The sequence below is a fragment of the Dichelobacter nodosus genome, from assembly GCF_001263335.1.
GTDB lineage: Bacteria > Pseudomonadota > Gammaproteobacteria > Cardiobacteriales > Cardiobacteriaceae > Dichelobacter > Dichelobacter nodosus.
On record NZ_LGVW01000013.1, the window covers coordinates 55,939 to 75,115 of the forward strand.

Below are 19,177 nucleotides of genomic sequence, written 5' to 3' on the forward strand. Positions count from 1 at the left end.
ATCATGCTCAATATTATCGCCACTGTGGAATTCATTTTTACGCCAATTCGGCGCCACATTTTTAATCAACTTCAAAGAATAACATTATGAAAACAATGACAACCGCGGAAATCCGCCGCGCTTTTTTAAATTATTTTTCAGAAAACGGGCATAAAATCGTTCATTCTGCCTCTTTGGTTCCGGGCAACGATCCCACTTTATTATTTACTAACGCCGGCATGGTGCCGTTTAAAGAGCTTTTTATCGGCACGGAAACCCGCGATTATCGCCGCGCAACCAGTGCGCAACGTTGTGTGCGCGCCGGCGGCAAACATAACGATTTAGAAAACGTTGGTTATACCGCGCGCCATCATACGTTTTTTGAAATGTTGGGCAATTTTAGTTTTGGCGATTATTTCAAAGCGGAAGCAATTCCGTTTGCGTGGCGTTTTTTAACGGAAGTTTTGCAATTGCCGGCGGAAAAATTGCTGGTGACGGTGTATCACGAAGACGACGAAGCCTATCGCATTTGGCAGGAAAAAATTGGATTGCCTGCCGACCGCATTATTCGTATTGGCGATAAAGCCGGTAAGGCAAAATATGAATCGGATAATTTTTGGGCAATGGGCGATACGGGACCTTGCGGGCCGTGTACCGAAATTTTCTATGATCACGGCGCGGAAATTTTTGGCGGAAGACCGGGTTCAGCTGACGAAGACGGCGATCGGTTTATCGAAATTTGGAATATTGTTTTCATGCAATTTGAACGCGATGCCGAAGGCACGATGAAACCGCTTCCCAAACCTTCTATTGATACTGGTATGGGATTGGAACGAATTGCTGCCGTTATGCAGGGCGTTCATTCAAACTATGACATTGATTTATTTATTCATTTAATTGATGCCGCGGCAAAAGCGGTTGGGTGTAAAAACGAAGGGCAAGCGTCTTTAAAAGTGATTGCGGATCATATTCGCGCGACGGTTTTTTTGATGGTAGACGGTGTTTTGCCAAGCAATGAAGGACGCGGTTATGTTTTACGGCGGATTATGCGGCGTGCGATTCGTCACGGTTATAAACTCGGTCAACAAGGATTATTTTTCCATAAATTGGTGGCGGCGTTAGTTGCCGAAATGGGCGAAGCGTATCCGGAAATTATTGCCGAACAAGCGCGCATTACGGAAACCATTCGCAAAGAAGAATTGCGTTTTGCGCAAACCTTAACCGCTGGAATGCAAATTCTCGAGCAAGATTTGGCGACATTAAAAGGAACGATTATCAGCGGAGAAACCGTTTTTAAACTTTATGATACCTACGGATTTCCCGTTGATTTAACTAATGATATTGCCCGCGAACGGGGATTAACTTTAGATGAAGCTGGTTATGAAGCTTTGATGCAAGCACAACGCGAACGCGCAAAAGCTTCTGGAACATTCCGCGCGGATAAAACATATACCGTTTCAGGAAAAACCGCATTTTTAGCTTATCAACAAGAACAAACCGAAAGCACAATTGAAGCGATTTTCGTGCAAGAACAAGCGGCAGATACTTTGGATTGCGGCGATGAAGCGGTATTGGTATTAAATCAATCACCTTTTTATGGCGAATCCGGCGGACAAATCGGCGACAGCGGCGTAATTTATCATCAAAATGGCGCGTTTCTCGTCAGTGATACGCAAAAACAAGGCGATGTTTTGCTGCATTTTGGACGTTTGCAACGCGGCGTTTTAAGCGTTGGCGATACGGTTTGCGCGGAAATTGATCGGGCGCGCCGCGCGGCGATTCGCCGTCATCATTCAGCAACGCATTTATTGCATCAAGCGCTGCGCATGACATTGGGAACGCATGTGCAACAAAAAGGCTCGTTGGTAGATGCAGATAAATTGCGTTTTGACTTTTCGCACGATGCGGCGTTAACCGCGGCAGAAATCAGCGCGGTAGAACAGTTAATTAATGAACAAATTCTGCGTAATCAACCCGTTAACATCAGTGAAATGCCTTATGATCAAGCTTGTGCGCAAGGTGCGATGGCTTTATTTGGCGAAAAATACGGCGATATCGTGCGCGTGGTGAAAATGGGGGCTGATGATTTTTCGGTGGAATTATGCGGCGGTACGCATGTGAAGCAAACCGGCGATTTGGGTTTGGTTAAAATCATTGCGCAAAGTGCGGTGGCGGCGGGCATTCGTCGCGTGGAATGTGTGGCAGGTTTAGCAGCGCTTCGTTATTGTCAACAACAAGAAACGCAATTGCAGCGCATTGCCGCGGTGTTAAAAAGTGATTTAGAACATAGCGTTGAAAAAATTGAACGGTTACAGCAAGACACCAAAACTTTAGAAAAAACCGTGCAACAATTAAAACGCACGGTAGCGCTCGGCGGCACTCAAGAAACGGCGGAATCTGTCGTTGACATTCACGGCTGGAAGACGATGGCAGTGCGCCGCGATGATTTGGATAATGCCATTTTGCGCGATACTGCCGATCAATTACGCGATAAATATCAATTAGATGTGGTCGTTATCGGCAGTTCTGATGGCGAAATGGCGCGTTTGGTGGTTTCGGTGGCGAAATCGGCAGCGGCTTTAAAAGCTGGCGCGATTGTGCAAACGTTAGCGGCGTTTATCGATGGTAAAGGCGGCGGACGTCCCGATTTTGCGCAAGCCGGCGGTAAAAATATTCAAGGTTTGGACGCTGCATTAGCGGCATTGCCTCAAGCGTTACCGCAAAAATAGTGTTATGGCGTTGATTGTACAAAAATATGGCGGCACGTCGATGGGTTCGGTGGAACGCATTGAAACGGTCGCCGATAGGATTGTGCGCGCACGGCAGGCGGGGCATGATGTGGTAGTGACGGTTTCTGCAATGAGCGGTGAAACAAATCGTTTAATTGCTTTGGCGCAGCGTTTTGCCGCGCAACCGTCTCCACGCGAGTTAGACGTTTTAATGAGCAGCGGCGAGCAAGTTTCTATGGCACTTTTGGCAATTGCTTTGGAAAAACGCGGTTGCCCAGCGCTGTCGTTGGCAGGTTGGCAAGTGGGCATTTTTACCGATTCACAACATACTAAAGCCCGAATTCAACATATTGACGACGGCGCGATTTACCGCGCGTTATCCGCTGGAAAAGTGGTGATTGTGGCAGGTTTTCAAGGCGTTGATGAAGCTGGCGATATCACAACTTTGGGACGCGGCGGTTCGGATACGACGGCGGTTGCTTTAGCGGCGGTATTAAAAGCAGATGAATGTCAAATTTATACCGATGTTGATGGCGTTTATACGACGGATCCGCGCATTGAACCGCGGGCGCGCAAACTCGAGCAAATTTCTTTTGTGGAAATGTTGGAAATGGCGAGTTTGGGATCTAAGGTGTTGCAAATTCGTTCGGTGGAGTTTGCGGGGAAATATCATGTGCCGGTGCGAGTTTTATCGTCTTTTAGCGATGATGAAACGGGAACGTTAATTTCTTCAGTGGAGGGTGCGATTATAGAAGCCACGCATGTTACGGGAATCGCTTTTACGCGCGACGAGGTGATGATTCAATTGATGCATTTGCCCGATGATATGAATACGCTGTATCAGATATTGCGTCCTATCGGTTGCGCGGATATTAGTTTGGATATGGTGGCGCAAACGCGCAATGATGATGGTTCAATTAATTTTAGTTTTATTGTGCCTCATCAAGAAAAAGATCGGGTGATTGAATTTATTGTGGAACAGTTTTCCCATATTGCTGCGCTTTCGGTTTTACAAACGGAAATTGCTAAAATTTCTTTGGTGGGTTTGGGATTGCGTTCGCATACGGGAATTATTGGGCGGATTTTGCAGGCGTTAATGCAGGAAAATATTCCGGTGCATTGTTTTGCAACCAGTGAGACTCGCGTTTCGTTAGTAACCGATTTGCTTTATTTGGAGCGAGCTGTGCATTGTTTGCATGATGCTTTTCAATTAGAAAAAGCAGATGAGTGTCGCGAATCCTTTTAAAAAAGTAGATATTAATGGCGCACGCTTAAAAATGATTTATCTAATTTTTAAAGGAATGTATAATCGCTCATTTGATTTTATGCGCTTCGGAAGGACGCCGAGCAGGAGCTGTTATGTTAATTCTAACGCGTCGTGTGGGTGAGACAATTATCATCGATGATCAGATCAAGGTGACTGTTCTCGCTGTAAAAGGAAATCAGGTGCGGTTGGGCGTGCAAGCCCCTGATGAGATTGCGATTCATCGCGAAGAAATTTATCATCGTTTGATGAACGGGGTCGGCGATGACGCCGAAATGGAGAAAAAATGAACAACCTCCTTTACGGAGGTTTTTTTTTCGGTATAATGTCGCCCTTGTTGCGGAGAGGTGGCCGAGTGGCTGAAGGCACTCCCCTGCTAAGGGAGCATAGGGTTTATAGCTCTATCGAGAGTTCGAATCTCTTCCTCTCCGCCATACCTAGCTTCAAGCTCCATCATGGAGCTTTTTTTATTGCCTTGAAAAGCTGTAGTTAAGCCATTTATGACCTCATAGAGCCTCAAGGAACCTCACCTAAAGCCAGCGTTATTTGGGGGTATATATAATTCCATGCCAAAAAAATACCCCCAACGATAAAAAACAGTGGTGAGGAAGAGAGTATGGGCAAATTAACAGCAAGGAAATGTGAAGCTGCAAAGTTGGGAAAACACTTTGACGGTGAGGGTTTATATCTATACGTTACTGAAAAGGGTAAATACTGGCGGGCAAAGTACCGTATTGATGGTAAGGAAAAGACCGCCGCCTTTGGAGTATACCCTGACGTTAGCCTTGCAGAAGCCCGCGTAAAACATGCTTTATTTAAAAAAGAGCTTAAGCAAGGCATTGACCCTAACCATGAGAAACGTAAAGCCAAAGCAGCAAAGAAAGCGCTTGAGTTGGAGGTTAACGGTTCATCACCGCAGTTATTTCGTAATGTAGCGATGGATTGGTTAGAAACAACCCATAAGGCTAAAGATTGGACGTTAAAGCATCGCAATGATATTTAACGTCAATCTGAAGAATTACATTCTTCCTGCTTTTCATGCGCGCCCTATTGAGTCCATCACTGCTGGAGAACTCGTCGCCCATCTGCAAAGCATTCCCTATGCTTACACAGCAGCCTATACGTTGGACAATATCAAGCGCATCTATCGCCACGCGGTTAATATGCAATTGTTGGCTACTAGCCCTGCTGAATTGCTGAAAGCAAGTGAACTATTACCTGCTCATCAGGGTGATGCTATGCGACACATCACTGACCCAAGCATCATTGGCAAAGCATTATTAGCCATTGAACGTGCGCACCCTGCCTTGCCGGCAACCCGTGCATACATGAGATTATTGCCTTATCTTTTCACGCGCCCAAGTGAGCTTCGGAAGCTGGAATGGCAAGAGTTGGACATGGAAGTGGGGTTAATCACCATACCGGCGCACCGTATGAAGAAACGCCGCCCTCATATCGTCCCTTTACCACGGCAGGCGAAAGCACTCATTGAAGAGATGCGCATCTTTACGGGGCGCACGCCTTTTATCTTTGCCAACGATGACAAGCCAATCACGGAAGGCGCGGCTTATAAAATCATGAAAAGCGCTAAGGTAAGCGATGAAACAAGCTTATATCACTTAACCACCTTACACGGCTGGCGCCATACCGCTTCAACCCTATTGCATGAGCAAGGGTATCCATCGCATATTGTGGAAATGCAGCTCGCTCATGCTGACAAAAACAGCGTGCGCGGTACTTATAACCATGCTGACTACCTAAAAGAGCGGCAGATAATGATGCAAAAGTACGCGGATTATTTGGATAATTTGAAAGCAAAAGCCCTATAACTACTTGAAACCCCGATTAATTTCGGGGTTTTTTATTGCCAAATTATTATCACTTTAGAGGTATTCCGCGCGTATGATTTGAATAATTTAAAAATAAATGTTTTTACGTCGTAAAATCAATTATTATCATGATTTGCGTTTTACAACTTTCAGTGTTATTTTTTAACGAAAGTTAATAAATTGGTGTTGAAATGAGTCTAGCTAGCAACGTAAAAATATTGCGCGAATTGAATAATCTGTCACAAGACCAACTCGCTGAAAAAATTGGTAAATCACAAGCGGCGATTCAAAAAATTGAAGCGGGTTTGACGCTGCGACCGCGTTTTTTGCAAGATTTGGCTAACGCGTTAGGCGTTTCAAGTATTGATTTGGAATATAAAGATTTCGAAAAAGAATTGAAGAAACAAGCTATTGAAAGCGATATCGGCACAATGGGCAAATTCCGGCTTTGGAGCAGTAACGACCCGTTGCCTGAAGACGAATATGCTTATTTGCCGTTTTTCAAAGATGTTGAATTCCAAGGCGGAACAGGTTGCTGCGAAATGCAAGATTACAATGGTTTCCGCCTGCCGTTTGCAAAATCAACGTTACACCGGTACGGCGTTCCGCTTGACCAAGCATTTTGCGTTACGCTCACCGGCAACAGCATGGAGCCCGTTATTCCCAAAGGCTCAACGCTGGGCATCAATAAAGCCGATACCGTGCTTAAAGAAGGCGATATTTACGCAATCCGGCAAGATGATTTATTTCGCGTCAAACGTTTATATCACGCGCCGAACGGCATGATTAGAATCAGTAGTTTCAACCAAGAAGAATATAAAGACGAGCTTGTGCGTCCAGAAAATATTGAAATTATCGGGCGCGTTTTTACTTATCAGGTGATGTTGTGATTGTGGTAACCAAAAAAGATAAAGCATTAGAAAAAACGGCGGTAGAACGAATTGAGCATCAGCACTTGAAAGCTCTTTGCATGAGCATTTCGCTGATTATGCGGTGAATAAAGTAAACAAACGTAAAGAGTTTTTCCGCCTGCTGTTATCTGAAGCAATAATAGAAAATATTGAACTTTTATGTTACGTATCGTTTTTTGGAAATAACCACTTTGCAGCAATAGCAAAAATTCCTAAAACGATTGCAGTGGAAGTGGTGAGTAGCGCAATTAAAACTGGGTTAGACAATTGGAACTGCCACCAACCAAAACCAGCGGATAACACCACCGCTGCTACAAAACCTAACCAAGCCCAAATAGTCCCAAGCAATTTAGAATAGCTGTCTTGCCGAAAATTATGCAGTTGCTTATCGCGCTTAATTTTTTGTTTTAGCTCCTTATTTTTTAATTTTATTTGTTCTAATTCTTCTGCCCTTTCTGCATTTTCTGCATTTTTTTGTTCATCAGAACCTGCTACTTTTGCAAGGGGTTCTTTAATCTAACTAAAGCGCGTAGGCTCTGAAGAACTAGTCATGCGGGTCACTTAATAAATTTTTATAATAATCGCGCACCAAGTCCGGAGAAATAATACTTCCCTTTGTCTCTGGGGTATGCGTTTGGTGCCATGGGCTACCTTTTTGGTGGGTTAAATAAACCAGCTGCCATGCTTTCAAATCTTTAAATTCATTATAGATGTCGTGAATTAATTGATATTCTTCGCTGTCTTTTGGAATAGGATTCTTTTCCAATATTGGCTCTTGAATAAAATTCGCACCGTAACGCGCCAGTTGATTATAAAGAACGGGTATCACGGGACCATATTTCCACGCTTCCACTCTATCTTGAAACATTTGAAAATTCGCAAATCCAAGCCAACAGCCGTAAACCAAATAAGTCAATTTTTGCACTTTAAGATTGATTAACGGTTTTTTGTCTGCCAAAGCTAAACGGACTAAAGCATCAGCAACATCAATGGCTTTATAAACTTGATATGTCATGTTGCCTCCTTTTAAACAATGATCCTCAAGAGTTCTGTTATTCATTGATCATAGCAAAAAGCCTAACAGTTTTTACCTAACAAACCTATCACCATCTCTAAAATCTCGCTTCCGCCTGTTCATTTCGCGCTGCCTGCCAAACCTCTTTAGCGGCATCAGCATTCATATAAGCAAGTCCCAAACCGACGATTAAATCCGGCCAACCGGATAACCAATGCAGCGTAATCAATCCCGCGCCGACGATTGCCACATTAGCCAGCGCATCATTTCGCGTTGATAAAAACGCCGCTCGCGCCAAGCTGCCACTATGTTCTCGATAGCGCACCAATAAAAAAGCACAACTCATATTTACCACCATCGCGCCAAATCCCGTAATCGACAATAACCACGGTTCCGGCGGCGTCGGTGCATTAAATTTTTTCCACGCCGTCCACAACAAAGCCAGCGCCGGCAATAACAACACACCTGAAAGCAGCATACCAATCCGCGCACGCATGCTCACCGACCAACTCAACGCCACCGAAATGAGAAAATTAACTGCCGCATCTTCTAAAAAATCCATACTATCGGCAAATAATGAAACCGAACCAATGCGTTGCGCCACGCCGAACTCAATAAAAAAATACAATAAATTAACAAGCGCAACTATCAGCACCGCGCGGCGCAATCCAGCATCATGAGAAGGAACGTTCATTTTTGAACCTCGAAATAAAATTTTGTGTAAACCCTCATCGCCACAAAAAACGATTTTCTGTGGACGTTCATCTGATTTTACGCTCACCGAAAAAAATTAAAGCAAACGATTGCATTAAAATTTATTACCCCTTGTATTATTAATAAAATCAAGCGCCAGCAAACGTTTCACCGCTGTTTTTTATCATTACCAATCTGCAAAAATGGCAGCACATAAAGTTATTTAAAACGATCATTGCTAAACTGTATTCATTTGATGAACTGCTGGTTTAACAAAAAGGAACAAGTGATGGCACACTTTTTTTATGGAACATTAATCCGCTGGCAAGCGCAGCGCGCAAAAGGAACCGTAGAATTAGACGGCAGCAAATGCTTAATGCCCATTGATGTATTTTGTTTTGCTAAAGAATGCCGCGTAAAAGCCGGCGCGCGCTTGGCATTTCAAATCGATCCCAAATACAACACCATCTTTGATGCGCAAATCGTTGGTTTTACCTACTCTTTTAATTCCGAACAAGAAATTGATCGGTTTGATGACGACTTGCCCAGCGATTCTTCATTGATCATTTCTGCCATTTTTGCCGCCGTATTTTTTGCCATGATCACCTTTCTTTATCCGCCGTCTATATTGATTTTATTAGGCGCGGCTTCGGTTATCATGTTTATTCAATTGCTTTATGAACGCTGGTCATGGGAGCGCAATCAATCGCCGTTATGTTCATTTAATCCGCCCGTTTTTTTAACTTTATCATTGCTCGGCGCGTGGTCAGGCGCATTGCTTGGGCAATATATGTTTAACTATCAACGGCGCCAACCGCGTTTTAAATATTTATTATGGCTCGTCTCCGGCATCAATTTTTCCGTCCTATTTTTATTAGGCATCAATTTTGACATGCGTCCGCCGGAACCAGAGCCCGCCGCTATCGTGCAAACCCATCAGCTGTCATCGCCGACCGAACAAAATGCCGCGCCGACCGACACCGCACCGCAAAAACCCGTAACCAATTCTGTTTCCAATCAAGCCGAACCATCATCAACCGACATTTCGCAAAATTCATCGCCAACTGCCACCGCGCCGGACATTTCATTGCCTGCGGTTTCATTTTTTGAAACACCAAAGGTTACGCCGCCAGAATCGTGTTATATCGTCGTGCAAGATTTTCGTGATATGGAAGCAGCGAAAACTTTTGCCGCCGAACAAGCATTAAACAATCCTGATGCGCCAATTCGCATCTTTTTCACGCAAAAATATAAATTCGCCGTCACCAACGGCACATTAGAAATTTCATCTGCCGCCGCGCAATTAGATCAAAAAATCGCCGCCGGTGAATTGCCGCCGGAAAGTTATTGTTTGCTGAAAGCCGGCGTTCGCGAAGAAGTGGCGCGTTAAAAAGATGGACAAACGTCCGCCGGCGTTTTAATCTAAAAAAACTTGTCGGGGTGCTGTTTTCAGCTGAGAAATACCCGTTGAACCTGATTCAGTTAATACTGACGGAGGGAACAAGCCAACGCTTTTGTCTCCTCCGTTTTTGGAGGATTTTTTTTGATGATTTTTACTGCTGCAATCCATCTGATTTTAAAAGCGAGTGACGATGATTAGCGTTGCCGTTTCCATCAAAAATCTTTATTTAGCCTACGGCGCGCACGTCATTTTTCAGGACTTTTCCCACGATTTTGCCGCCAACGCGTGGCACGTCATTTTAGGACGCTCGGGCTGCGGTAAAAGCAGTTTATTACACGCCATTGCCGGATTACTTGCTGCCAACGGACAACAGCGCGGAAGCATTGATGACGGCGCTGGCAACTCATTATCCGGACGATTGCGTTGGATGGCGCAGGAAAATGATTTATTGCCGTGGTTGAGTATTGAAGACAACGTTCTTTTGGGCGCGCACGTGCGCGGTGAAGCGAAAAATGCGGCGGCAGTGGAGCGTTTGTTGACGGCTTGCGGTTTAAAAGTCAACAACAAAAAGCGTCCGCAGCAATTATCCGGCGGCGAACGGCAACGGCTGGCTTTAGCGCGTACTTTAATTGACGACGCCCCGCTCATTTTGATGGACGAACCTTTTTCCGCTTTAGACGCGATCACGCGTTATCAATTGCAAAATCTCGCCACCGAATTATTGGTTGACCGCACCGTGATTATGATCACGCACGATCCGGCAGAAGCTTTGCGCTTAGCAAATTATTTGTACGTTTTAGAAAACGGCGCGCTAACCGAATTGCCGCTTCCCGCCGCCGCACCGCCGCGCGCGTTTACCAGCGAAGGTTTTGCCGAACGGCAACAGCAACTTTTGGAGCATTTGCGATGATTCGTTTTGCCGCACAATTTTTATTAACTGCATTCGGACTGTGTTTTTTATGGCAAAGTGTCATTTGGTTAACGCAGACGCCGCCTTATATTTTGCCGTCGCCGCTGGCAGTTTTGCAGTGTTTATACACAGATTTTGATGTTTTATGGCGCCACAGCCGCATTACCGTATTAGAAATTGCTTTGAGTTTGGGCATTGCCAGCGTTTTTGGAACGGCAACGGCGCTTATTTTAATGATTAATGCGCGTTTGAGACGATGGCTGCAGCCATTAATTTTAGTATCGCAAACGATGCCCGTTTACGCGCTCGCACCAATTTTAATGCTTTGGTTTGGTTACGGTTTAACGCCGAAAATCATCGTTACCGTGTTAATCGTCTACTTTCCCATCACCACCGCCACTTTTGACGGTTTACAACAAACGCCGCCGGCTTATTTGCGTTTAGCGCAAACGTTAGGCGCGAATCCGCGGCAAATTTTATGGCGCATTCGCATGCCGGCAGCGTTGCCGCATTTGGCATCGGGATTGCGCGTGGGCGCGGCGATGGCGCCGATTGGTGCCATTATTGGTGAATATGTTGGCGGAAGCGATGGGTTGGGTTATTTAATGCAATACGGCATTAATCGCAGCCAAGTTGCGTTAACTTTTGCCGCTTTGTTTGTGATGACGTTATTAACGTTAGCGATTTATTACGGCATCGATGCACTTTTGAAAAAATGGATTTATTGGTAACAATGGGAGTAATACATGAAAAAAATCAGTACGTTTTTATTCGGATTAATGTTGGCAACAACGGCTTTGGCAAAAGAGCCGCTGCATTTAATGTTGGATTGGTTTATCAATCCCAATCATGCGCCGATCATCATCGCGCAACAAAACGGTTATTTTGATAAACACGGTTTAGAAGTCACCATCACCGAACCGTCCGATCCGGCGCTGCCGCCGAAATTGGTTGCCGCGGAAAAAATCGATTTAGCCATCAATTATCAACAACAATTGCATTTACAAATTGACGAAGGATTGCCGATATCGCGCGTATCAACGTTAATCGCTACGCCTTTAAATTGCGTGATTGTTGACGCGCAAAGTGGCATTAAACAAGTTTCTGATTTAAAAGGTAAAAAAATTGGTTATTCCGTTGCCGGCGTTGATGAAGCCGTGTTGCAATCTTTTTTAGCCAGCGGTGGTTTAACTTTAAACGATGTGAAACTCGTCAACGTCAATTTTTCTTTATCGCCGGCGGTGATGAGTGGACAAGTAGACGCGGTTATCGGCGCCGCGCGCACGGTGGAATTACACGAAATGAAAGCGCACAATCATGAAGGGCGCGCCTTCTTTTTAGAAGAACACGGCATTCCGCCCTTTGATGAATTGATTTTTGTCGCGCATAACAAACACCGCCACGATGAAAAAATCGTTAAATTTAATGAGGCGCTCACCGAAGCCGTGCATTTTATTGTCAATCACCCTGAAGAAGCATGGCAAAAATATATTGCTTATAAAAAAGGTTTAGATGATGCGGTTAATCAACAAGCATGGAAAGACAGTTTAACGCGCTTTGCTTTGCGTCCGGCGGCGCTTGATGATCGGCGTTATCAAAATTACGCGCAATATTTGCATCAAATTGGTTTAATTAAAAAAATCGTGCCGGTTTCGGAGTATGCCGTGCAACCGTAATCGCGGTTAATCATAAAAAGCCACTGTAACAGTGGCTTTTTTCATGCATTTTATTGGCACGGTTATAACGAAATGCCCGTGAGCTTTTTATATAAAGAAACGGCGTAACTATCCGTCATGCCGCTGACATAATCGCACACCGCCAATAATTTTTGATACGGCGAATCCGCATAACGACGATAACGCGTTGGCAATAATAATAAAATCATTTCATCGTGCCGGCGGCTGGTTTTATTGTTTAAAACCGTATTGGCAACCGCGGTGCAAAAAATATCCAATAATCCGCGCAAAATGCGGTTCCCCGCCACTTGAATTTCCACAACCGGTTGCAAGTTATAAATATAATCGCTGGCAAATTGGCGCAACGCTTTTAATTGACGATAAGACGGAATATGCGGCAATAAAGCAGCGCCGTTTCCATTTAAAATTGCCGATTCTGATTGCCAAAATTGCGCGCACGTTTCATCGATTAATTGTCCAATCGCTTTGGCGCGCAAATAACCCAATTTATCGCTTTTACTGTGCATTGCTTTGATGCGCGTTTCATCAACATTTTCCCGCACCAATTCAAATAAACGCGCATAAGCTTCTTCAAAATGAATTTGTTTCACCTGATAAGCGTCTTCAATATCAACGATTAAATAACAAATATCATCAGCCGCTTCCATCAAATACGATAACGGGTGCCGAAGCCAAACTTGCGGTTTAATTTGCGGAATTCCCAAAGCGGAAAAAATTTGCGTATACGTTGCCAAATCATCTTGATAACACCCATTTTTTTGATAACCAGATTGTTCTAAACACGCGGCGGTGCAGGGATATTTTGCCATCGTTGCTAACGTGGCATACGTTAAACGCAAACCACCATTGGCATCGGGATTTTCCAAACGGCTGACAATCCGAAAACTCTGCGCATTGCCTTCAATCGCGGTTAAATCGGCGCGTTCATCGGTGGAAATTTTTAAACGTTCGAGAATATTTTGACCATTTTCGCTACAAAAATAATCGCGCATCGCCTGCTCCCCCGAATGTCCAAACGGCGGATTGCCCAAATCGTGCGCCAAACATGCCGCTGCTACAATATCGCCAATATTTGCCGCGGTGATTTTTTGCGCCACCAATTCGGGATATTTTTGTAATAAATGAACGCCAACACGATTGCCCAAACTGCGCCCAACGCATGAAACTTCCAAAGAATGCGTTAACCGCGTGCGCACAAAATCATTTTTTGCCAGCGGAAAAACCTGCGTTTTATCTTGCATGCGGCGAAACGCGGCAGAAAATAAAATCCGATCGCTATCGCGTTGGTATTCACTGCGAATTAACGGTTCCGGCAAACTCGCGCCGCCCATTCTCGCGTCAGAACATAAAGAAAGCCAATTCATAAACGCTCCTCAATGTGATTTGCCCGTGGCGCTTTGAGCGGCATCTCGATGCCACAATTGAAATTGCGCGCTTTTATCCGCTGCTAGTATTTGTACTAAAACATTTCCCGCTTCCTGCAAAACGGGCGCCAATAAATAAGGCGGATTAATAATGTGAATTTCGCAACCATACATGCCGAGCGCGCTTTCCGTGCGCACTTTTAATTGCGCGCGCAAATATCCGCGCCCGCCAATCACCTCAGCTAATTGTTGGGGAAAATCTTGCGCCTCCGTGCGCAGTAAACACGGCGACCAAATCAAATAACAGCCCTGCGCAAATTTTTTTAACGCTTTACTCAATACCGAACACACCGCGTCATAATCGCTTTTTTGTTCGTACGATGGATCGATAACGATTAACGCGCGCCGTTGCGGCGGCGGAACGGAAGCCAGCAATTGCACAAAACCATCTTTTTGAAAAACAAAACTGCGCCGCGGACGAATGCTGCGGATAATGTGTTGTAACGCTGGGGCATCGTTTGGGTGTAATTCGCAGGCTTGTAAAGTATCGTGTTCACCGAGCAAATGCGCTGCCAGCCACGGCGAACCGCAATAAACGTTTTCACTTTCCAGCCATAAACGTAAATCATTGCGAAATTCTATAAGCGCGGGCGGTAATTGTTGCGCTGCATATAAGCGCATAATGCCGTCACAATATTCACCCGTTTTTTCTGCGTGAGCGCTGTGTAAATCATAAAAACCAGCGCCGGCGTGGCTGTCAAAATATAACAGCGGTTTTTCTTTGCGTTTCATAAACGTTAACGTTTGATAGAGGCAAAAATGTTTAAAAACATCGGCATAATTGCCGGCATGAAAACTGTGGCGATAGCTAAGCATAATGCGAAATTTCTCCTAAAAATAAAGCGTTTTTCACCGAAAATAACGGGCATAGCGTATGATAATGCGCTTTTTCTCTAGGATAAATCATGACTTACTCCCCCGCACCCGCGCGCCATTATTATGGTTTGGATATTTTACGCGCTACTTTAATGATTATTGGCGTATTTTGGCATTCGGTTGAAGTGTTATCGCCGTTTGGTGGTTTTGTTTACAGCAGCGAAATCCACCGCAGCTGGCTTTTGCGGGCAATTGTTTATCCAGAACACATTTTCCGCATGGAAGCGTTTTTCTTGGTTTCCGGCTTTTTCGCAATGATGGTGCGCACGCGCAAAGGTAAACCTGCTTTTTGGCAGGCGCGGATTAAACGTGTTTTAGTGCCCGTTCTTTTGGGGTGTTTTGGCGTGAATTTGGGGTTGCAAATTTTCGGCAGTATCTTCATGAATTATCAATGGTCACATTTTGATATGTGGCGCTGGGTGATGCACGGTTGGTTTTTAATCACGCTGTTTACCTGCGCCGTCATCGATATGTTATTGCCGATGAACGCTTATCAGCGCGCTTCACGTTTAGGTATTGTTTTTATGTCAGTTATTGCCGTATTCGGTTATGTCGCGCTGCAAATCGGCAACGTTTATTATTGGCATTGTTACGGTCCCGTCTCCGGCAATTTATTTAACTTTTTCATCGTCAACACCGTGCAATATTTCCCGTTTTATTACGGCGGCGGCTTGTTATACGTGCACCGCGAGCAATTAGAACATTTATCACGGCGTTTTTGGTTTTTCCTCATCGCCGTAACTTTATTAAGCGCGACGTTGGAATATTGCAACAATATGCGCATTGTGCGCATTTTTTTAAGCGATAACTGGTTGTGGACGAGTTTAACTTATCGTTTAAATCACGTTTGCGCCGCCGGCGGCATCGCATTTTTGTTGTTTTATTGGTGTTACCGCAGCACGTATCAAGGCGGAAAAACGCTCAAATATTTAATTGATTCGGCAATTGTGGTGTATTTAGTGCATCACCCGCTGGTGATTATTTACGGTTGGTTATTCGACAGCCCGCAATTATCAAACGGCGCTTATTACGCATTATTGGTCGTCATCACCTTAATCAGTTGTTATATTGCTTATGAAATTATTCGCCGCCACGCCGCATTACGTTTTGCTTTTGGCTTAAAAACGGCGCCGAAACCCGTTTCACCTTAAAACCTCGGAAAAACGCTCATGTTTCGTATCACGCAAGCAACGGATTTAGCTCATTTAATGCCCGATTTTTTAACGGCGCTGCACGATTATCCCGATGATATTTTCGCGGAAACAGAAATCGTAGTGCCATCGATGGCAATCGCCGATTATTTAGAGCATCACATCGCGGAAAAAATGGGCATCAGTTGCCGGCATCGTTACCGTTTTTGGGGCGAAATGGAATGGACGATAATCGAGCGTTTAAGTAACCGTTCCGCGGCGCAGACGCCGTTATCCACCACGGCGATTCATTGGCAATTATTTTCGTGGTTATACGCCCACCGCGCCGAAATTCTCGCTGATGAAGATCATGTGCTGGCGCCGTTATTGCATTATTTATTGGCGCCGTCTTCCGCGCGAGACGAGCAAACTTTGCCGCGTTTGTGGCAATTCAGCGGTGAACAAGCGCAATTATTCACGCATTATTTAAAAATGCGTCCGGATTGGTTATTAACATGGCAACAAAAACCCGATTGCCATCTAGAAGACATCATCGCAACGCTGCCCGAAATGCCCACGTGGTTGCGGCAACATTATGATGGCGTTTTTACCGTCCAAAAATATTTATGGCAACAGCTTTTTGCCGAAGCGATGGAACATCGTCAGCAGCGCATCGAGCAGTTTTATCACCGTTTATCCGTTGATGACGCGCTTCCGGCGTTGCCGGCGCGCTTATTTGTGTTTCACCCGTTTTCATTAACCGATCACATGCTGCATTGGCTGCAGGCTTTTGGGCAACGTTGCGAGGTGCATTTGTGGTTAGCGCTGGTGAGTAATGGTTATTTTCCGGATATCGTTGACGAACGCTGGCGGCAATCGCACACGAATGCCGACGAACATTTCCGCAGCGGTCATGTTTTGGTTTCACGATTCGGCAAACAGCAGCGCGATATTTTTCGCCTGTGTCAATCTCATAATTTATTAGAAGAGATACAACATATTACGCCGCATTCTGCCGATACCGCGCAACAATCCTTACTCCAACGTCTTCAAGCGGATATGCGCGCTTTAGACGATCAATCCAGCCTCACGGCAGCGCCGCTTGTTCCCAATGACGACAGCATTCGCATTCACGGTTGCCACGGATTATTGCGGCAATTGGAATTATTGCGCGAAGAATTAGTGCGCTGGTTAAATGCCGATGAAACAAGACAATTAAGCGATATTTTAATTGTGCTGCCGGAATTAGAAAGCGTGCAAGATGTGATTCGTACCGTTTTCCCCGCCAGCGGAGATTATGACGGCGCCGTTTTGCCGGCGCGTTTAACCGGCATTATTGATAGCAGCGCGCAACGTTTGTGGCAGGCAATCTCGGGAATTTATGTTTTAGCAACCACGCCGTTTAATCGGCATACATTTTTACAATGGGTATTGCAAGAAGAAGTGTGCACGGCATACGGCATTGCTGATAAAGCCATGCAACGCACCTGCGATCAATTAATTGCGGCGGGATTTTATCGTGGTTTTGAGCAACAAGATTTGGAAACCGTTGCCGATGGCGATGCGCGCTTTACGTTGAGTTACGCTTTGGAACGTTTACTTTCGGGATTGGCGATGCCGCAGGCGGATATTTGGTTGGAAAATATCGTGCCGGAACACAATATACGCAATGACGATGCCGCCGCATTAGCCGTTTTAGCGCAAATTCATCAGCAAATCAGCACGATTCGCGTGCAACAAAAAAATCATACGACGGCGCAATTTTGGCTCGATGAATTGCGGCAACGTTTGGAACATGATTTTTCGGCTTTTCAAACGACGGCGGCGTGGCAATTAATTGCGCAAACATTAACGGAATTAACAGAAAAATTGCAGGCGCATCATCAATTAACCGCGGCGGCTGCGGATTTATATTTGCCGTTACCGTTTATTTTGAACTATATCGGCGAGCAATTATCCACCCGACAAGTTGCCTCCGAACCCAGCGGCGTAATTACGATTGGACGCATTGGGGCGATGCGCGCGTTACCGTATCGTTTAATTGCGTTTGTCGGCGCCGATCAAGAGCAATTTCCGCACCGAATCGCCGAACAACGGCATAATTTGTTAACGATTGATGCGCCGCGTTTGGGCGATTATCACCGCGAACACGACGAATTAGGCAGTTTTTTACACGCATTAAGCAGCGCCGGCAGTCATTTTTGGTGTTTTTATACTGCCGTTGATCCCAATGATCATGAAGAACGTTTGCCCGCCGCACCCGTGCAAGAATTATTGGATTATTTGGCGCAAAACGGCGTTGATCAATATCTTCATTATCATCTGCGGCATCAACCTAATCCTTTTCACCGCGAGCCGTATCGCACGGCACCGGCGCCGTTGTGGCAAAAAGTGCAGCATCATTTACAACAATCTGCGCCAGACGTTTTGCCTTTTTTGCCGGAATCGGAAACATTTACCGTTAATCAAGCAGAAAAAACGATGTTGCTCTCTCAAATTGCCCGCGATTTGTTAAAACCGGCGCGGACGTTTTTGCGTGCCCATAAAATCGATTGTTCGGTTACTGATGTGGCAACGGATATTTTAGAACCGCTGGTTTTTGACGCTCAATCAGACGGTTTAAAACGTTGGCAGATTTATCAAGCGTTATTAAATGATTCGCCACATTTTCAATATTTACCATTTTTACCGGCGGGCGCGGCAGGACATCATTATCATTTATTGCAAAATCAACGCATTGAAGCGCAGCGCGCGCAATTGTTTGAATGCACGGGCGAACGGGAAAATACGCCGCTTCAGTTGAAAACCGTATCTTTTTCTAACGGGCAGATAAGCGCGGATTTGCCGGCGGTGGAGGTGAACAAATGGGTATCGCTTTCGGCAAGGCGTTATAGTGTTCGCAGTATTTTTTCGGAGTGGCTGCATTATCTTTTGTGGTGTGTTCAAACGGGCGGCGGCGAACGTTGGTTGTCGTTTGCGGAAAAAGAAATGAGCGTTGTTTACCGCTTTTTGCCGTTAGAATGTGAAACCGCCGAACGGGAACTTAAAAATTGGTTGGCGATTTGGTCACGTTTGGACTCAATTTTAGGTATGCCGCTGGAAATTGCCTGGGAAATTGCCGTGGCGCAAAAAGAAAAAAATCCCGAAAAAGCGGTTGAGCAATGGTTAAATAAAGAAATCTATGATGACGAGAAAGAATACTGGCAATTATTATTGCGCGGGCAAAACAGCACGGAGCTTCTGCTCAAACGCTGGCATGAATATCAACCATTATTCGCGTTTTTAGTGCAACACATTGAAAAAATAGCATAAAAAATG

Annotated in this window: 17 protein-coding genes, 1 tRNA gene and 1 riboswitch; of the genes, 14 read left to right on the forward strand and 4 right to left on the reverse strand. The window is 45.1% G+C overall.

Translation table 11 applies throughout. The features are described 5' to 3' along the window. Positions 1–95 precede the first annotated feature (95 nt). The 8 genes from alaS (at position 96) to AKG33_RS03215 (ending at position 7,070) form a co-directional block, all read left to right on the forward strand. Positions 96–2,708 carry an alanine--tRNA ligase gene (gene alaS / locus AKG33_RS03180; protein ID WP_050707941.1) on the forward strand — a complete coding sequence of 871 codons (2,613 nt, stop codon included), beginning with the start codon at positions 96–98 and terminating at the stop codon, positions 2,706–2,708. 4 nt (positions 2,709–2,712) lie between these two features. Beyond that, positions 2,713–3,954 (forward strand): aspartate kinase, encoded by a 1,242-nt coding sequence (locus AKG33_RS03185; RefSeq protein WP_012030629.1) that lies wholly within the window; start codon positions 2,713–2,715, stop codon positions 3,952–3,954. Between the two features lie 113 nt (positions 3,955–4,067). Further along, positions 4,068–4,262 (forward strand): carbon storage regulator CsrA, encoded by a 195-nt coding sequence (csrA, locus tag AKG33_RS03190; protein ID WP_012030628.1) that lies wholly within the window; start codon positions 4,068–4,070, stop codon positions 4,260–4,262. Between the two features lie 51 nt (positions 4,263–4,313). Next, positions 4,314–4,406, forward strand: a tRNA-Ser gene (locus AKG33_RS03195). Positions 4,407–4,588: 182 nt separating this feature from the next. Beyond that, the gene (locus tag AKG33_RS03200) at positions 4,589–4,975 is read left to right on the forward strand and encodes an Arm DNA-binding domain-containing protein (protein WP_041729399.1); all 387 of its coding nucleotides are present in this window, start codon (positions 4,589–4,591) and stop codon (positions 4,973–4,975) included. Then, positions 4,965–5,801 carry a tyrosine-type recombinase/integrase gene (locus AKG33_RS03205; protein WP_049752472.1) on the forward strand — a complete coding sequence of 279 codons (837 nt, stop codon included), beginning with the start codon at positions 4,965–4,967 and terminating at the stop codon, positions 5,799–5,801. The genes AKG33_RS03200 and AKG33_RS03205 overlap by 11 nt, the downstream gene beginning before the upstream one ends. Positions 5,802–5,992: 191 nt before the next feature. Further along, complete coding sequence (locus AKG33_RS03210; protein WP_012030610.1) at positions 5,993–6,691, forward strand: XRE family transcriptional regulator; 699 nt, start codon at positions 5,993–5,995, stop codon at positions 6,689–6,691. Positions 6,692–6,794: 103 nt separating this feature from the next. After that, complete coding sequence (locus AKG33_RS03215; RefSeq protein ID WP_050707926.1) at positions 6,795–7,070, forward strand: hypothetical protein; 276 nt, start codon at positions 6,795–6,797, stop codon at positions 7,068–7,070. A gap of 186 nt (positions 7,071–7,256) precedes the next feature. Here AKG33_RS03215 and AKG33_RS03220 read toward each other — a convergent pair whose 3' ends face one another. Together AKG33_RS03220 and AKG33_RS03225 are read right to left on the reverse strand one after the other, a co-directional pair. Then, on the reverse strand, positions 7,257–7,727 hold the full coding sequence (locus AKG33_RS03220; RefSeq protein WP_050707927.1) for a Panacea domain-containing protein: 471 nt from the start codon (positions 7,725–7,727) through the stop codon (positions 7,257–7,259). Between the two features lie 97 nt (positions 7,728–7,824). Then, positions 7,825–8,421: a cation transporter gene (locus AKG33_RS03225; RefSeq protein ID WP_012030606.1), complete on the reverse strand. Its 597-nt coding sequence runs from the start codon at positions 8,419–8,421 to the stop codon at positions 7,825–7,827. 288 nt (positions 8,422–8,709) lie between these two features. Here AKG33_RS03225 and AKG33_RS03230 point away from each other — a divergent pair, with 288 nt between their 5' ends. From AKG33_RS03230 to AKG33_RS03245, 4 genes are all read left to right on the forward strand, one after another. After that, positions 8,710–9,810: a hypothetical protein gene (locus AKG33_RS03230; protein WP_050707928.1), complete on the forward strand. Its 1,101-nt coding sequence runs from the start codon at positions 8,710–8,712 to the stop codon at positions 9,808–9,810. Between the two features lie 36 nt (positions 9,811–9,846). Then, positions 9,847–9,937: riboswitch (TPP riboswitch) on the forward strand. A 75-nt stretch (positions 9,938–10,012) separates the two neighbouring features. Continuing rightward, a complete protein-coding gene (locus tag AKG33_RS03235) occupies positions 10,013–10,732 on the forward strand; it encodes an ABC transporter ATP-binding protein (RefSeq protein ID WP_050707929.1) in 720 nt (239 codons plus the stop codon). Further along, a complete protein-coding gene (locus AKG33_RS03240; RefSeq protein ID WP_050707930.1) occupies positions 10,729–11,463 on the forward strand; it encodes an ABC transporter permease in 735 nt (244 codons plus the stop codon). The genes AKG33_RS03235 and AKG33_RS03240 overlap by 4 nt, the downstream gene beginning before the upstream one ends. A gap of 15 nt (positions 11,464–11,478) precedes the next feature. Continuing rightward, positions 11,479–12,408, forward strand: coding sequence for an ABC transporter substrate-binding protein (locus AKG33_RS03245; protein ID WP_012030602.1), 930 nt, complete (start codon positions 11,479–11,481; stop codon positions 12,406–12,408). Between the two features lie 62 nt (positions 12,409–12,470). Here the strand turns inward: AKG33_RS03245 and AKG33_RS03250 are convergent, their stop codons facing one another. After that, positions 12,471–13,793: a deoxyguanosinetriphosphate triphosphohydrolase gene (locus AKG33_RS03250; protein ID WP_012030601.1), complete on the reverse strand. Its 1,323-nt coding sequence runs from the start codon at positions 13,791–13,793 to the stop codon at positions 12,471–12,473. Positions 13,794–13,802: 9 nt separating this feature from the next. Then, on the reverse strand, positions 13,803–14,669 hold the full coding sequence (locus AKG33_RS03255) for a 23S rRNA (adenine(2030)-N(6))-methyltransferase RlmJ (RefSeq protein WP_012030600.1): 867 nt from the start codon (positions 14,667–14,669) through the stop codon (positions 13,803–13,805). Between the two features lie 89 nt (positions 14,670–14,758). On the opposite strand from AKG33_RS03255, the gene AKG33_RS03260 reads away from it, so the two are divergent. Continuing rightward, positions 14,759–15,880, forward strand: a complete 1,122-nt coding sequence (locus tag AKG33_RS03260; RefSeq protein WP_012030599.1) for an acyltransferase family protein — start codon at positions 14,759–14,761, stop codon at positions 15,878–15,880. Between the two features lie 18 nt (positions 15,881–15,898). Further along, positions 15,899–19,171, forward strand: a complete 3,273-nt coding sequence (locus tag AKG33_RS03265) for an exodeoxyribonuclease V subunit gamma (RefSeq protein ID WP_012030598.1) — start codon at positions 15,899–15,901, stop codon at positions 19,169–19,171. The last annotated feature ends 6 nt before the right edge of the window (positions 19,172–19,177 follow it).